The following is a 13,692-nucleotide window of genomic DNA, read 5'->3' as shown; positions in this document are numbered from 1 at the left end:
CGCTGGGCGGGCCGCGGCATCGGGGCCACCTCCGGCCGAAGGAGGGCGACCTTCTGAACGTATGCCTAGGTTGAATCCTGTACTAGCCCTCGAAGCGGCCGTTTTCCTGCGAGTTCGCGCCTGGAACGCGGCCGTGGACGGCCCGTGCGCACGACTCATCGCCCGGTGGACGCGGGGACGTCCACGTCCGCGCCGTGGGGATGCACGGGGTGTGCAGTACGGCGCTGACGCGGACGCGAGTTCCCGCATTCCCCTCCGGGGTCCGCAAGGGGATGTTCTCCCACCGAACGTTGCAACCACGTTGCACGGGCCTGACCCCCCCGCGCACACCCCAGCCCCCCTCGCGCTACCTCGGGTCGAGGGACTGGGTGTAGAGCGTCTTGCCGTCCATGTCGTGGAGGCGGACGGTCAGGGACTCGTCGTGGGCGTCGATGGCCACCTCGCCGAAGAACTGGAAGCCCTCGGCGGGGGAGGTGTTGGCGTGCGGCGGCGCCTGCTGGAACTTCAGCTGCGGCCCGAACGTGCCGTCGAGGTTGTTGGGGCCGAAGGCGCCGGCGTTCAGGGGGCCGGAGACGAACTCCCAGAAGGGGTCGAAGTCCTTGAAGGCGGCCTTGGAGGGGTCGTAGTAGTGGGCCGCGGTGTAGTGGACGTCGGCGGTCAGCCAGACCATGTTCTTGACGTGGTTCTTCTTGGCGTACGAGAGCAGGTCGGCGATCTCGCGCTCGCGGCCGAGGGGGAGGCCGTTGTCGCCCTGGGAGGAGGACTCCTGGTTGGGCTTGCCCTCGGTGGTGTCGGGGACGACCAGGCCGATGGGCAGGTCGTTGGCGATGACCTTCCAGGTGGCCTTGGAACGGCGCAGTTCCTTCTTGAGCCACGCGAGCTGTTCGGAGCCCAGTAGGCCGTCGACCTGGTTGGGGTCGGTGCCCGCGTTGTTGGGGCTCTTGTAGGTGCGCATGTCGAGGACGAAGACGTCCAGGAGCGGGCCGTAGGAGATCTTGCGGTAGACGCGTCCGCCCTTGGCGGCCTGGACGGCGATGGGGGTGTACTCGAACATCGCGCGGCGGGCGCGGGCGGCGAGGACGTCGACGTTCTTCTCGGTGTAGCCGGGGCGGTCGATGACCTCGCCCGGGTACCAGTTGTTCAGCACCTCGTGGTCGTCCCACTGGTAGATCCAGGGGACCTTGGCGTTGAACGCCCGGAGGTTGACGTCCTGGAGGTTGTAACGGAACTGGCCGCGGTACTCGGCGAGGGTCTCGGCGACCTTGGTCTTCTCGGCCGTGACGAGGTTGCGGTACGTGCTGCCGTCGGGGAGCTTCACCGTTTCGGTGAGCGGGCCGTCGGAGTAGACCAGGTCGCCGCTGCACAGGAAGAAGTCCGGGTCGAGGGCCGCCATGGACGTGAAGATGCGGTAGCCGCCGATGTCGGGGTTGATGCCCCAGCCCTGCCCGGCCAGGTCGCCCGACCAGACGAAGCCGATGTCGGCGCGGTGCCGGGGCGCGGTGCGCAGGCGGCCCGTGGTGGGCGCGGAGACCACCGAGTGGCGGTCCAGGTCGGCGAGGCGCACGCGGTAGTGCAGCTCCTCGCCGGCGGGCAGGCCGCGGAGGAACGTCTTGCCGGTGAGGTCGGTGTCCGGGGTGAGGACCGGGCCGCGGACCTGGGCGGCGTGCTTGAAGTCCGGGCGGCGGCTCACGTCCACCAGCATCCGGGCGGGCCGGTCGGCGCGCGCCCAGATGACCGCCTCGTGGGCGGTCGCGTCGCCGCTCTGGACGCCGCTGGTGAATCCCGGGCGTCCCGTACGGATCAGGCCCGGCGCGCTCGTACGGGCGCTCGCCGATGCCGCGCCTCCTTCGCCGAAGAGGCCGAGCGCGGCGCCACCGCCCGCGATCAGCCCGCCGCGCAAGAGATTCCGACGGTCCAGCTCCATGGACGACTCCGATCACACGTTCCACACAGGTTCCGGCCGCATGCTCTCTCCGTGCGGCGTCCCTGGCCAGGCCCCAATGTGGCCGGGCCGTTAACGGGGGGCGTCCAGTGATCTTCAGTGTTCGACTTGACAACTCTGCGTAGCGGAGTGTCTCCTTGTGCTCGTGCCAGCGCGTATCTCTCTCAGCAGCCCCGTGGCCCTTCGCCGCGCGGCCAGCGCGCTGTGTCTTGCTTGTCCTTCGTGTCGTCGCTGAACTTTTCCCCTCAGCGCGCACTCTGACCGGGTGACGGCTTCCCCGGGTCTGCTCGACCTCTCTTTTGATCTCTGAGCTTTCGAAGGACCTCTCTGTGAACCTGGACATGGTTCCCGATATCACTATGCGTGGTCAGGACGCCCTTCACGGGGGTGCCGCCGTGCGCCGTCCGCCGACCGTGGGGCAGCTCGCCTCGCGCATCCACGCCCTGGCCGCGCGGCCGGGCGAGTGGTGGCACCTGGTGCGGTTCGAGCCCGGCGGCCCGGTGCGGGTGCCGCTGGACTCGGTGGACGGCATCCAGTTGTGGCTGACCACCTGGCCGCCCGGCCACCGCACCGACGTGCACGACCACGCCGGAACGGAGGTCAGCACGGTGATCGCGGGCGAGATGGCCGAGGTGCGGATCGCCGCCGACGGCGTCACCGAGTGGAGAGCGTCGCGGGCCAACCGGGTGCGCGTTCACGGGGGCGGGCACACGCACGAGCTCACCAATCCGGGCCCGGCGTACGCCATCACCCTGCACGCCAACCTGGCGGTCTGATCAGGCCGCTCAGGCCGCTCAGGCCCACCGGTCAGGCCCGTTCAGGGGCTTGATCAGGCCGAACGCCTCGCCCACACGATGATGTTGCGGGTGTAGGAGGCGCGGGCCCGGTCGAACGTTCCGCCGCACGTGATGAGCCGCAGGCCCGCGTGGTCGAGGTCGCCGTAGACGCGGGCGGTCGGGAAGCGCTGCTTCGGAACGTCCTCGACCGAGGTGACCTGGAAGCGCACGGCCGTACGGTCGGAACGGGTCACGCGGATGGGATCGCCGGGCTTGAGGGCGTGGAGCCGGAAGAAGACCCCGGGTCCGCCGCGCCCCGAGTCGACGTGGCCGAGCAGGACGGCGGGCCCGCGTTCGCCGGGGGCGGGGCCGTAGCGGTACCAGCCGACCCGGCCCAGGTGGGCGAGCGGCGGCACCTGGACGCTGCCGTCGCGCTGCAGGCCGACCGGCGACACCGGGGCGTCGACGCCGATCTTGCCGATGACCAGGCGGGCCGGTTCCGCCTTGGCGGCGGGCTTGGACGGGCTAGGAGCCGCGGACGCGGAGTGCTTCTGCTCCTGCTTCTGCTCCTGGGCCGGGGGTGGCGGGATGGACCCGGGGGAGTGCGCCATCGCCCAGCCGGTCATGCACAGGCCGGTGAACGTGGCCAGAACGGCGGCGCCGACGGCGATCCCGCGAGAGGTCGCCTTCATGCACGGCGCCGGGCGATCCCGAGCCCGGCGCCCGTGCCGAGGCCCGCCAGCGTCAGCGCCAGTCCGCCCAGGAGAAGCCCGCTGTGGTCGTCGACAGGGCCGCCGCCCGTCGCCGCCGCGCCCACCGGCACCTTGCTGGTCTGCGTCGCCTTGCCGGGCTTGGCGGCGTGCCTGCCGGCGGCCTTGCTCGCGAGGCCCGCGCGGGTCTGCGCCATGCCCGCCCGCTGTGCCGGCCCGGCCTTGGCCAGCGGCGGTCCGGAACGCCGCTTCGGCGCGGGCGGCGCCGGGGGCGCCTCGACGACGAAGGTGGCCAGGTCTGCGGCGGGGCTCTTGGCGACGTACGCGCCCTTCGTGCGGCACACGGCCCGCACGGTGTAGGTGCCGGGCTTGGCCGCCGGGTCGACCTGCGGCTTGAAGGCGCGCTGCTGCCCGCCGCCGGTCAGCGTGGGGAACGAGGGGGAGACGACCCGGATGGACGTCGTACCGCCGACGTGCGTCATGCAGCGGACCCGGAGCGCGAGCGGCGCCCCGGGCCTCACCCTCGCCGGGGAGATCGTGAGCGTGGTGCCCCGGGCGTTCGCCGGCAGCGTGGGACCGTCGGCGAACGCCGTGCCGCAGGTGCCGCACGTGGCGGCCAGACCGGCGCCGAGCATGACGACCATCAAAGACGCGCGTGGCAACGTTTCCTCCTCGATCCAGGGGACGATCTTGAGAAAACGATCTTGAGGGGGTCGCCGCCCAACCGACACTCCGCGCGCCGCCCAGCGCTTGATCACCTGTTTGCGCCCCCCAGACGGTGACGCCCGGCGCATGGGCGGTTCCTATCTTTGAGGTCTGGCCGGCGCGCGCCGCTTAGGAGACGCCGGTCAGGAGACGCCGGGGTTCTGGCTGCCGTCCTCCAGCCACCGGACCGCGTCCTCCAGCGTGGGGTGCGCGAACAGGGCACGGTCCAGATGCGTGACGGCGAAGAGGCGTTCGACACGGCCCTGGAGCCCGACCGCCACCAGGGTCAGGCCGCGGGCCCTGGCCTGGCTCGCGCCGCGCGCCAGCGAGTTCAGCCCGCTGGAGTCGCAGAAGTCGACGCCGCTGAGATCCACGATCACGGCCACCCTGGTCATGTCCAGGGCATCGTGAAGCCGATCCGACATCGTCCTGTGGCTCCCGAAGTCGATCGATCCGACCGCCGTCACCAGCGCGTACACCGCGAGCTTGGTCACCTGTACGGTCAGCCCGTCCTGAACGGACATCCGCGGACCCTCCCTAGTCTGCGTCCTCATCCATGGGCCCGGCCGCGGCCGGGGTCTGTGATCCGTCGTCCACACCGGTCACCGTGGGAGCGCGGTGCCGGTGGTCATGGTCGACGAAAAGGTCGATCAGCACCTCGATGTCGAGGTCGCTGCCCGCTTCGGCGGGATGCCGGAACGGGCGGCCGAGATCGATCTCGTAGGTGTTGCGGCGGCCGATCCTGGTCCTGGTGAGGTACTTGGCCTCTTCGAGATCGGCGATGATGAGCTGGGCCGCGCGCTCGGTGATGCCGATCTCCTCGGCGATGTCGCGCATCCGGATCTCCGGGTCCCTGGCGATGCTGATGAGGACCCGGGCGTGGTTGGTGAGGAACGTCCACGGCTTGCCGTCGTCGGACTCCACCGGGAACACCCCCTCCGTGTCACGCGGCTCATACGGGCTTGGCGGTAGCCCGCGAAGTAATATTAGCGAATACTATTTCGCGTAACAATCCTCGTATGCCAGGAAGTGGCGGAGAACGACGGTGACCCCGCCGGTGCGGCGGGGCCACCCTCGTTCTGGAACGGGTGCGTCGGGCGGACGCGTCAGGCGGGAGCGGGGGCCGTGACGGTGTCCGGCTTCGGCTCGGGCTTGGACTCCACCTCGGGCCGGTCGGCCGGCTCGCTGGTGATGTCGGGCGGGGTGCCGTTGAAGACGTCCTCGTCCAGCAGGCCCTCCGAGCGGGCGACCAGCACCGGGATGGTGAGCTGGCCGGCCACGTTCAGCGTGGTGCGGGCCATGTCGATGATCTTGTCGATCGCGATCAGGTAGCCGATCGCCGACAGCGGCAGGCCGATCGTGGTGAGCGTCAGCGTGAGCGCCACCAGCGCCGGTCCCGGCGTGCCGCCGGTGCCGAGCTGGCCGATGATCGCGGCGAGCGCGATCAGGGCGTACTCGCCGATGCCCAGGTGCGCGCCGGTGTACTGCGCGACGAAGACCGCGGCGACCGCCGGGTAGATCGCGCCGCAGCCGTCGAACTTGATGGTCGCGCCGAGCGGCTGGGCGAAGCTGGCGTACTCGCGCTGCACGCCGTTCCGCTCGATCGACACCTTCTGCGCGATCGGCAGGGTGGCGAGCGAGGACGAGGAGACGAACGCGAACTCCAGCGCCGGCCAGGAGTTGCGGAAGAACTTCAGCGGCGAGACACGGCCGACGAAGCGCAGCAGGACCGGGTAGCCGACGAACAGCATCACCGCGACGGCCAGGTAGATGGCGCCGGTGAACTTGGCCAGCGGCTCCAGCGAGCTCGGGCCGTAGGTGGCGACGACCGAGGCGATCAGGAAGAACGAGCCGATCGGGGTGAGCCGCACGACCCACCAGACGACCTTCTGCATGACCTGGTAGAGGTCGTCGATGATCGAGGTGAGGCGCTCGCCGCGCTCGCCGATCGCGACCAGGGCCGCGCCGAACAGGACGGCGAACGTGACGACGCCGAGCACGTTGCCGTCGGCCATCGCCTTGACGATGTTGGACGGGAACAGGTTCTTCAGGATCTGCGTCCAGGTGACCGGGTCGGTCGGGGTGCTCTCGTTGGAGAGCTTGCCGAGACCCTCGCCCGGGTTGATGATCAGCGCCACGACCAGGCCGACCGCGGTGGCGATCGCCGAGGTGGCGACGAACCAGCCGAGCGTCTTGCCGGTGAGGCGCGCGACGTTGCCGACGTTGCGGAGCCGCCCGATGCTCACCACGATCGCGGCGAAGACCAGCGGGACGACGACGACCTTGAGCAGGCTGGTGTAGACGGTGCCGAATGGATCGGTCCAGTCCTCGGCCAGCTTCTCGCCGTCGCCGGCGTTGTTCATCACCGCGCCGACGGCCACGCCCAGGACGAGGGCGAGCACGATCTGCTGCCAGAACTGCCATTTCCAGACACGAAGGTTCACGGAAGGTTCTCCAGGGGTGGGAGCGCCCTGCGGGCATGCGCGCAAGGCAGGGCGCGGCCCGGGGCTGAGTCAGTGAAGAGAGGAAGAAGGAAGAGAAGAGGGGGTGAGGGAGCGGCTCAGGCGTGACACAGCACGCTGGCCAGGCGGCACAGATCCACGTGCAGCCGGGCGACGAGCAGAATGCTCTTCTCGGAGAACCTCACGGGCATAGTTAACCCCAATGTCCGGATTGGTTGTTCCCGTACCATTGTGTGTTTTCTATCACGTTGGTAGGAAATCAAACCGGACGGTAATGATCATCTAACCCTAAGGCCAGCAGGTCAGCGGCTCAGCAGGTCAGCGCCTCAGCAGGCCGATGGCTCAGCAGGCCGATGGCTCAGCAGGCCGGCAAGCCGGCGGGTCAGTGGCGGTCGCGGCGGCGCGAACGGGTGAGCACCCGGATCATGCCCACCACGCCGAGGCCGATCAGCAGTGCCGGGATGAGCACCTCGGGACCGGCGACCGTGTCGTCCGACATCCCGTTCACCAGGAACAGCAGGGCGACGCCGACGAAGAACACCCCGGCGATCAGCGCGCCCGGGTCGAAGCGCCGCCGCGGGCGCCGATCCCCGGCTCGTTCGGGCGTCAGCGGCTCAGACACGGTTCACCTGCACATCGCCGACCTTGCCCCGTATCTGCAGCTCTATCACCGGTGGGTTCTTGGGCATGCCGTCGGGCTGCAGCACCTCGACCATCTTGGCGCGCGGGCCGCTCTGCGTGCGCAGGTCCACCGACACGTCGCCGAGCGCGACCTGCGCGTCCAGCTCGATGCGCGCCGTACGCGGCACCTTGACCCTGATCCCGCCCAGGATGACCGAGGCGTTGATCGTGACGCGCTGCCCGGCGGCCAGCGGGAGCGCGGTGAGGTCGAGCGTGGCCGAGCCGACGCCGAGCTTGTAGTCCTGCTCGGTGCCGACGGCGTCGGTCGGACGCCACTCGACGTCGCCGTACTTGGCGTCGCGGGGCGCCTCGGCGACCACCGAGGTGGTGAGCAGCGCCAGCGTGAGCAGCGCGCCGACCGTCGCCAGGCCGCGCGCACGGAACCAGCTGCCCATGATCAGCCCGGCGCCGACCACGGCGAGCGCGACCGACAGAGCGATCATCGTGGTCTGCGGGCCGGTGTAGCCGTGCAGCACGGGGACCGTCGCGACCCCGGCCACCAGCGCCGCCAGCAGCGTGAACTGGGTGAGCGGGCTGGCCTGGCGGGCGGCGCGCACCGGCGTGTCCACCCCGTACGGCCTGGGGGGCGCGCCCCAGCAGGAGGAGCGGGGCGCGGTCGGCAGGTCGGCGCGGCCGGGCACGTCGGTCGAGACGGGCTCGTCGTCCGAGGGAGGCGTGTCGGCCGCGGGGGGCGAGTCGGTCGGGGGAGGCGCGGAGCCCAGCTTGGCCAGGTCGACCATCCCCTCGCGCAGCCCGCCCGGGCCGGTGCCGAGGCCGGGCTCGTCGAGGGAGACGGGGCCGGCCGCCGGCGGTCGCGCCGCGGTGCCGTAGGAGTCGGGCGAGTGACCTTGCAGCCGTTCGGGGAACGTGCGGGCGGCGGCGACCAGGTCCACGCCGCGGGCGTGCGCGATCAGCATCACCAGCCCGAACATGGTCAGCACGGCCAGCGAGTCGGTGGAGACCCCGCCGCCGACCATGCTCAGCAGCACGCCGACGCACAGCAGCGCGCCCATGATCGACATCACCGCGGCGGCGTCGAACCGGCGCCGGAACAGCCGCTCCAGCTGGGACATCGAGTACGGGTCGGCGGGCATGAACAGCGCCGCCGCGATGTAGAGGAAGATCCCCTGCCCGTGCGCGAGCGTGAGGAGGGCGAACCCGACGCGGAACACGACCGTGTCGATGCCGGTGTAGCGGGACATGCCCGTGCACACCCCGGCGATCACGCGCCCCTCGTGCACGCGGGCCATGCGTTCGTACGTCTCACCGGCCGCTGATGCGGGCGGGCTGCTTGCGGTGCGGTCCTCGACCATGGTCCCCATCGTGGCGAATGACCCGCGCGTAAGGAATCCGGGACACCCCTGAGCCGACCCTGAGGAAATCCTCGGCCGATCAGGGGCCTGCCCTGATGCGATCCGGGTCGCGGCGTGTGACGATCGTTGAAGTGGAAGAACACCGACCGGAGGACCCGACATGACCGACGACGCCGTGCCGACGGCGCCCGCCCTGCCACGGCGGCTGCAACGCCGCCGCGACGGGCGTCTGGTCGCGGGCGTGGCCCGGGGTCTGGCCTCCCATCTCGGTGTCGACGTCTTCATCGTGCGCGGGGCGTTCGTCCTGCTCACCGTGGCCAGCGGGCTCGGGGTGGCCGCCTACTTCGCGTTCTGGCTGCTGGTCCCGCGCGAGCAGCCGGAGGCGGCGCCGGACGGCACGGTTCCGCGCCGCGTGCAGGGCCGCCGCGACTGGACGCAGCTGCTGGCCTACGGCGCCGTCGGCGTCGGCCTGTCGCTGCTCACCTGGGGCGCCGGGCTCGCCGAGGCCGCGCTCTGGCCGTTCATCGCGGGCGGCATCGGCGCCGCGATCCTCTGGCAGCAGGCCGACCGCGACCAGCGGCAGCGCTGGGTCGGCATCACCACCCTGCCGCTCCGTCAGATGTGGTGGCGCAGCCTGCTCGGCCTGGTCCTGGTGGTCGGCGGCATCGGCGGGTTCGTCGCGCAGAAGGTCGACCCGACGCAGGCCCGTTCCGTCCTGATCGCCACGCTGGTCGTGCTGACCGGCGTCGCGGTGATCGTCACGCCCTGGGTGGTCCGGCTCTGGCAGGACCTGGAGGCCGAACGGCACGAGCGCATCCGTTCCCAGGAACGCGCCGAGCTCGCCGCGCACGTGCACGACTCGGTCCTGCACACGCTGACCCTGATCCAGCGGAACGCCGGCGACCAGTTCGAGGTCCAGCGGCTGGCCCGTTCCCAGGAGCGCACGCTGCGCAGCTGGCTCTACCAGCCGCGTTCGGACCCCGACCAGACGTTCGCGGCGGCCGTACGGGAGATCGCCGGCGAGGTGGAGGACGACCACGGCGTGCCGATCGAGGTCGTGTGCGTGGGCGACACCCCGCTCGACGAGCCGCTCGCCGCCGCGCTGCAGGCGGCCCGCGAGGCGATGGTGAACGCGGCCAAGTACGCGCAGGCACCGTCGGTCTCGGTCTACGCCGAGGTCGAGGGAGACGAAGTCGCGATCTTCGTGCGCGATCGTGGGAAGGGATTCGACATGGAGTCGATCCCGGAGGACCGTATGGGCGTTCGAGGGTCCATCATCGGACGTATGGAGCGCAACGGAGGCAAGGCCACCGTGCGCACGGCCCCGGGGGAGGGCACCGAGGTGCGTTTGGAGATCAAGAAGTCATGAGCGAGTCTCCGCAGGCAGGCGGGCCGGTCGGTGCCGGCGGGCCGGACGGGCCAGGTGTGCCAGGTGTGCCGGGTGTGCCGGGTGTGCCGGGTGCCCGGCGGGTCGTGCTGGTCGACGACCACCAGATGTTCCGTACGGGCGTGAAGGCCGAGCTGGGCCCGAGCATCGAGATCGTCGGGGAGGCCGGGGACGTCGACGAGGCGGTCACCGTGATCAAGGCGACCCAGCCCGACGTGGTCCTGCTCGACGTGCACCTGCCCGGGGGCGGCGGCATCGAGGTGCTGCGCCGGCTGCAGGGCGTCGTCCAGTCCCGCTTCCTCGCGCTCTCGGTCTCCGACGCCGCCGAGGACGTGATCGGGGTCGTCCGCGGCGGCGCGCGCGGCTACGTCACCAAGACCATCTCCGGGCCCGAGCTGACCGACGCGGTCGGCCGGGTGGCCGAGGGCGACGCGGTCTTCTCGCCGCGCCTGGCGGGCTTCGTGCTGGACGCGTTCGCGGCGACCGACGTGCCCGCGGTGGACCCCGAGCTCGACCAGCTCACCCAGCGCGAACGCGAGGTGCTGCGGCTGATCGCCCGCGGGTACGCCTACAAGGAGATCGCCAAGGAGCTTTTCATCTCGGTGAAGACCGTCGAGACTCACGTGAGCTCGGTGCTCCGCAAGCTCCAGCTGTCCAACCGCCACGAGCTGTCCCGATGGGCCGCGGCCAGGCGCCTCGTCTGAAGAATTCAACGATCCGAATGACACTTCAAGCGATCCGAATGACATTTCGAATTGTAATGTCCGTTTTCCCTGGTTCGTGATCGGCGGACCCCATGTGCTGTGGAATCGTCGTCGGCCATGACGTACCCACCCAATCCCGGCAACGCGCCGCATGACATAGCGCCGGGGCCGCAGCAGCCCTACTCGGCCTATCCCGGCCCCGCCATGCCAGGCCCCTCCTCGCACCGCGGCGACGGCAGCGGCCGCACCAACCCGCTCGCCATCGCCGCCCTGGTCACCGGCCTGATCGGCTGCATCTCGCTGGTCGGCGCGGTGCTCGGCGTGATCGCCCTCCGCCAGATCAACGAGCGCGGCGAGAAGGGCAAGGGCATGGCCATCGCCGGCATCGTGCTCTTCGTCGTCTGGTCCGTTCTGTCCATCATCGGCGTCGTGATGTCCAAGGGCTCGGACTCGGGCTCCACCGGTGGCGCCAAGCCCACCCCCACCTCGACCAAGCCGAAGGACGTCGGCGTCACCAAGATGAAGGTCGGGGACTGCATCAACGACAGCGCGGCCGCCGACGAGGAGGTCGAGAGCGTCAAGGTCGTCCCGTGCACCGTGCCGCACGACGGCGAGGTGCTGGCCAACTTCAAGATCCGCGGGATGATCCTGCCGAGCGAGGCTCAGGTGCAGGCCCAGGCCAAGGCCGGCTGCCACAGGCTCGCCGACGCGCGCCTGAACCGCGACCCGGCGGCCAACGCCCTCGCGCTGTCCTGGTACTACCCCGACGCCGAGAACTGGCGCGCGGGCGACCACATGGTCACCTGCGTCGGCGTGAACGCCACCGACGGCAAGAAGCTCAGCCGGAAGATCCACGCATAGCCGTGCCCCTGGTCTGCTCGGCCGGTCCGGTCACCCGGCCGGCCTGGCCGACTCGGCCGTTCCGGCCGCGGACTCGCGCGCGTCGAGCAGTTCCTCCCAGTGCTCGTCAGCCCACGCGCACGCGACGGCCATCGGCCCGAGGAGGCTGCGTCCGAGCGGCGTCAGCGCGTACTCGATCCTTCCCGAGGGGGGACGACCCCCCGCTCCCCCCGGGCCGACTTCGTCGGTATGGGTCTGCGGCGCCTGAACGGTCCGCCGGACGAGCCCGTCACGTTCCAGCCCGCGCAGCGACTGGGTCAGCATCTTGGGAGTGACCCGGCGCAGCGGCACCCGAAGCTCGGAGAACCGCCGTGGCCCGTCCTCGAGGCAGCGGATGATCATCCCCGCCCACTTGTCGCCGAACCGGATCGGCGTCAGCGAGGACGGGCACAGCTCGTCGAACATGTCGGGGTCCAGGGGTTCCCTCATGGCGTCACGATAACCGGTACCCCTTCGGTAACCACCTCCACGGATAGCGTCCGGGCACCGGCCGGGAGGCAGTCCCGGCCCCGGTGAGAGGTGGTCTCCATGGCCAAGATCGTGATCTTCGGCGCGGGCGGCAGGGCCGGCCGCCGCGCGGTGGCCGAGGCCGCCCGCCGCGGCCATCGGGTCACCGCCGTCGTCCGTGACCCCTCCGCCCATCCGGACCTGGCCGGGGCGGTGGCGGGGGACATCACGGACGCGGCGGCGGTCGGGGCGATCGTGGCGGGCCATGATGCCGTGATCCACGCCGCCGTCGACCTCACGAACGGGGAGTTCTTCACCGCCGCGAGCCGCGCCCTGGTCGAGGGCCTGGGCAAGGCGGGCGTACGGCGGGTCGTGGCGGTCGGGCTCGCCTCGGTCATGCCCGGTCCCTCGGGCGGGCTGATGATGGACGAGCCCGGCTACCCGAACGAGTACCGCTCGTTCTACCTGGCCCATGCCGCCGGGCTGGACGTGCTGAAGGAGTCCGGGCTGGACTGGACCTACGTCGCGCCCGCCGGGGACTTCGACCACGAGGGTGAACGCGGCGGGGCCTACGCCGTCGCCGCGCACGGCGACGCGGCCGACCGGATCACCTATCCCGACTTCGCGATCGCGCTGATCGACGAGGTGGAGAACGGCGCCCACACCAGGGCCGCGTTCATCGTCCGGGCCCATCGCCAGAGCTGACCGAGCGCGTCTCGGCCAGCACGTCCAGCGCGTGCAGGGCGGCGCCGATGGCCGGGTCGTTCTCGGCACCGGCGCGCGCCACGGCTTCGATGGTCCGCTTCTTGCCGGGCAGCGCGAGCAGTGCCACGCCGGGCGGGGGATCGGTGCAGAGCACGTCCGGCAGGATCGTCACGGCGTGACCCGTCGCCACCAGGGACAGCGACGCCCGCAGGTCGTTGTAGCCGTGCTCGATCGTCGGCGTGAACCCGGCGCTGTGGCAGGCGTGCAGCGTGACGTCGCGGCAGGCGCTCGGCGCGGGCGTGGTGATCCAGCGGGCCCGGCGGAACGCCCGCAGGCCCTCGCGTTCCGCCGCGTCCCGGTCCTTCTCGGGCACGGCCAGGATGAGCTGGTCGTCGAAGAGCCGGTGTGCGGTCAGGCCGTCCGGCAGGCGCATGCCGAGGTGCTGGTAGCGGTAGTGCAGGGCGATGTCGAGGTCGCGGCGCTTCAGCATCGGCATCGCCTCGCCGGGCTCGGCCTCGACGATCTGCGGCCGCAGTCTGGGATGCCGTTCGGCCAGGGCGGCGACCAGCGGCGCGGCGATCGTTCCGAGCACGCTGGGGAAACAGCCGATCCGCAGCTCGCCGGTGATCTGCGCGTCCAGGGCGCGCACGGCGCTCTGCGCTCGTTCCAGTGCCTCCAGCACGTCCTCGCTCTGCCGGGCGAGCGCCGCGCCGGCGGCGGTCAGCCGTACGGTCCGGCCCTCACGGACCAGCAGGTCGGCCTTGGCCTCCACCTCCAGCGCGCGCAGCTGCTGGGAGACGGCCGACGTGGTCACCCGATGGATTTCGGCGACGGCGGTGACGGTGCCGTATTCGGCGAGATCACGCAGCAGTACCAGCCTCTTCACGTCCAGCATTAGAGCAACTTAACACGTACTGAAGAACAGGTAGCTGGACTTAACAGCGGTGGGAAGGTGAGGCT

General features: G+C 70.9%; 16 protein-coding genes. 5 read left to right on the top strand and 11 right to left on the bottom strand.

The window, feature by feature from the left end; genetic code table 11:
* Positions 1-346: 346 nt before the first annotated feature.
* Positions 347-1,924, bottom strand: coding sequence for an alkaline phosphatase D family protein (locus J4573_RS34030; RefSeq protein ID WP_208260038.1), 1,578 nt, complete (start codon positions 1,922-1,924; stop codon positions 347-349).
* Between the two features lie 413 nt (positions 1,925-2,337).
* Between J4573_RS34030 and J4573_RS34025 the strand changes: the two genes are divergently transcribed.
* Positions 2,338-2,718 carry a cupin domain-containing protein gene (locus J4573_RS34025; RefSeq protein ID WP_307797108.1) on the top strand — a complete coding sequence of 127 codons (381 nt, stop codon included), beginning with the start codon at positions 2,338-2,340 and terminating at the stop codon, positions 2,716-2,718.
* A gap of 53 nt (positions 2,719-2,771) precedes the next feature.
* On the opposite strand, the gene J4573_RS34020 is transcribed toward J4573_RS34025, so the two are convergent.
* The 8 genes from J4573_RS34020 to J4573_RS33990 all read right to left on the bottom strand — a co-directional run bounded on the left by J4573_RS34020 (position 2,772) and on the right by J4573_RS33990 (position 8,589).
* A complete protein-coding gene (locus J4573_RS34020; protein WP_208260037.1) occupies positions 2,772-3,410 on the bottom strand; it encodes a class F sortase in 639 nt (212 codons plus the stop codon).
* Positions 3,407-4,090: a hypothetical protein gene (locus tag J4573_RS34015; protein ID WP_208260036.1), complete on the bottom strand. Its 684-nt coding sequence runs from the start codon at positions 4,088-4,090 to the stop codon at positions 3,407-3,409. The genes J4573_RS34020 and J4573_RS34015 overlap by 4 nt, the downstream gene beginning before the upstream one ends.
* A 186-nt stretch (positions 4,091-4,276) precedes the next feature.
* Positions 4,277-4,657 carry an STAS domain-containing protein gene (locus J4573_RS34010; RefSeq protein WP_208260035.1) on the bottom strand — a complete coding sequence of 127 codons (381 nt, stop codon included), beginning with the start codon at positions 4,655-4,657 and terminating at the stop codon, positions 4,277-4,279.
* Between the two features lie 13 nt (positions 4,658-4,670).
* Positions 4,671-5,057 carry a helix-turn-helix transcriptional regulator gene (locus tag J4573_RS34005; RefSeq protein ID WP_208260034.1) on the bottom strand — a complete coding sequence of 129 codons (387 nt, stop codon included), beginning with the start codon at positions 5,055-5,057 and terminating at the stop codon, positions 4,671-4,673.
* Positions 5,058-5,239: 182 nt separating this feature from the next.
* Positions 5,240-6,577, bottom strand: coding sequence for a dicarboxylate/amino acid:cation symporter (locus J4573_RS34000; protein WP_208260033.1), 1,338 nt, complete (start codon positions 6,575-6,577; stop codon positions 5,240-5,242).
* A gap of 116 nt (positions 6,578-6,693) precedes the next feature.
* Positions 6,694-6,786, bottom strand: a complete 93-nt coding sequence (locus J4573_RS56765; protein WP_372442939.1) for a putative leader peptide — start codon at positions 6,784-6,786, stop codon at positions 6,694-6,696.
* 191 nt (positions 6,787-6,977) lie between these two features.
* On the bottom strand, positions 6,978-7,217 hold the full coding sequence (locus J4573_RS33995; RefSeq protein WP_243774066.1) for a hypothetical protein: 240 nt from the start codon (positions 7,215-7,217) through the stop codon (positions 6,978-6,980).
* Complete coding sequence (locus J4573_RS33990) at positions 7,210-8,589, bottom strand: PspC domain-containing protein (RefSeq protein ID WP_208260032.1); 1,380 nt, start codon at positions 8,587-8,589, stop codon at positions 7,210-7,212. Before J4573_RS33990 ends, J4573_RS33995 begins: the two co-directional genes overlap by 8 nt.
* 160 nt (positions 8,590-8,749) lie before the next feature.
* Here J4573_RS33990 and J4573_RS33985 point away from each other — a divergent pair, with 160 nt between their 5' ends.
* The 3 genes from J4573_RS33985 (at position 8,750) to J4573_RS33975 (ending at position 11,541) form a co-directional block, all read left to right on the top strand.
* On the top strand, positions 8,750-9,958 hold the full coding sequence (locus J4573_RS33985; protein ID WP_208260031.1) for an ATP-binding protein: 1,209 nt from the start codon (positions 8,750-8,752) through the stop codon (positions 9,956-9,958).
* Positions 9,955-10,680: a LuxR C-terminal-related transcriptional regulator gene (locus J4573_RS33980; RefSeq protein WP_279575670.1), complete on the top strand. Its 726-nt coding sequence runs from the start codon at positions 9,955-9,957 to the stop codon at positions 10,678-10,680. Before J4573_RS33985 ends, J4573_RS33980 begins: the two co-directional genes overlap by 4 nt.
* A 117-nt stretch (positions 10,681-10,797) precedes the next feature.
* Positions 10,798-11,541, top strand: a complete 744-nt coding sequence (locus tag J4573_RS33975; RefSeq protein ID WP_208260030.1) for a DUF4190 domain-containing protein — start codon at positions 10,798-10,800, stop codon at positions 11,539-11,541.
* A gap of 30 nt (positions 11,542-11,571) precedes the next feature.
* Here the strand turns inward: J4573_RS33975 and J4573_RS33970 are convergent, their stop codons facing one another.
* Positions 11,572-12,009 carry a winged helix-turn-helix transcriptional regulator gene (locus tag J4573_RS33970; protein WP_208260029.1) on the bottom strand — a complete coding sequence of 146 codons (438 nt, stop codon included), beginning with the start codon at positions 12,007-12,009 and terminating at the stop codon, positions 11,572-11,574.
* A gap of 99 nt (positions 12,010-12,108) precedes the next feature.
* On the opposite strand from J4573_RS33970, the gene J4573_RS33965 reads away from it, so the two are divergent.
* Positions 12,109-12,732 carry an NAD(P)-dependent oxidoreductase gene (locus J4573_RS33965; RefSeq protein ID WP_208260028.1) on the top strand — a complete coding sequence of 208 codons (624 nt, stop codon included), beginning with the start codon at positions 12,109-12,111 and terminating at the stop codon, positions 12,730-12,732.
* Here J4573_RS33965 and J4573_RS33960 read toward each other — a convergent pair.
* On the bottom strand, positions 12,704-13,618 hold the full coding sequence (locus J4573_RS33960; protein ID WP_208260027.1) for a LysR substrate-binding domain-containing protein: 915 nt from the start codon (positions 13,616-13,618) through the stop codon (positions 12,704-12,706). The genes J4573_RS33965 and J4573_RS33960 overlap by 29 nt on opposite strands.
* Positions 13,619-13,692 lie beyond the last annotated feature (74 nt).

The organism is Actinomadura barringtoniae (genome assembly GCF_017573505.1).
Classification (GTDB): domain Bacteria; phylum Actinomycetota; class Actinomycetes; order Streptosporangiales; family Streptosporangiaceae; genus Spirillospora; species Spirillospora barringtoniae.
Note: the sequence above shows the minus strand (reverse complement) of the source record. Positions and strands in the feature narration are given on the sequence as shown.

What these genes read in the sequence shown, in the direction of transcription:
- J4573_RS34030 (WP_208260038.1), bottom strand. Translation starts at nt 1,924, where the DNA reads ATGGAGCTGGACCGTCGGAATCTCTTGCGCGGCGGGCTGATCGCGGGC.
- J4573_RS34020 (WP_208260037.1), bottom strand. Translation starts at nt 3,410, where the DNA reads ATGAAGGCGACCTCTCGCGGGATCGCCGTCGGCGCCGCCGTTCTGGCC.
- J4573_RS34010 (WP_208260035.1), bottom strand. Translation starts at nt 4,657, where the DNA reads ATGTCCGTTCAGGACGGGCTGACCGTACAGGTGACCAAGCTCGCGGTG.
- J4573_RS56765 (WP_372442939.1), bottom strand. Translation starts at nt 6,786, where the DNA reads ATGCCCGTGAGGTTCTCCGAGAAGAGCATTCTGCTCGTCGCCCGGCTG.
- J4573_RS33990 (WP_208260032.1), bottom strand. Translation starts at nt 8,589, where the DNA reads ATGGTCGAGGACCGCACCGCAAGCAGCCCGCCCGCATCAGCGGCCGGT.
- J4573_RS33985 (WP_208260031.1), top strand. Translation starts at nt 8,750, where the DNA reads ATGACCGACGACGCCGTGCCGACGGCGCCCGCCCTGCCACGGCGGCTG.
- J4573_RS33980 (WP_279575670.1), top strand. Translation starts at nt 9,955, where the DNA reads ATGAGCGAGTCTCCGCAGGCAGGCGGGCCGGTCGGTGCCGGCGGGCCG.
- J4573_RS33975 (WP_208260030.1), top strand. Translation starts at nt 10,798, where the DNA reads ATGACGTACCCACCCAATCCCGGCAACGCGCCGCATGACATAGCGCCG.
- J4573_RS33970 (WP_208260029.1), bottom strand. Translation starts at nt 12,009, where the DNA reads ATGAGGGAACCCCTGGACCCCGACATGTTCGACGAGCTGTGCCCGTCC.
- J4573_RS33965 (WP_208260028.1), top strand. Translation starts at nt 12,109, where the DNA reads ATGGCCAAGATCGTGATCTTCGGCGCGGGCGGCAGGGCCGGCCGCCGC.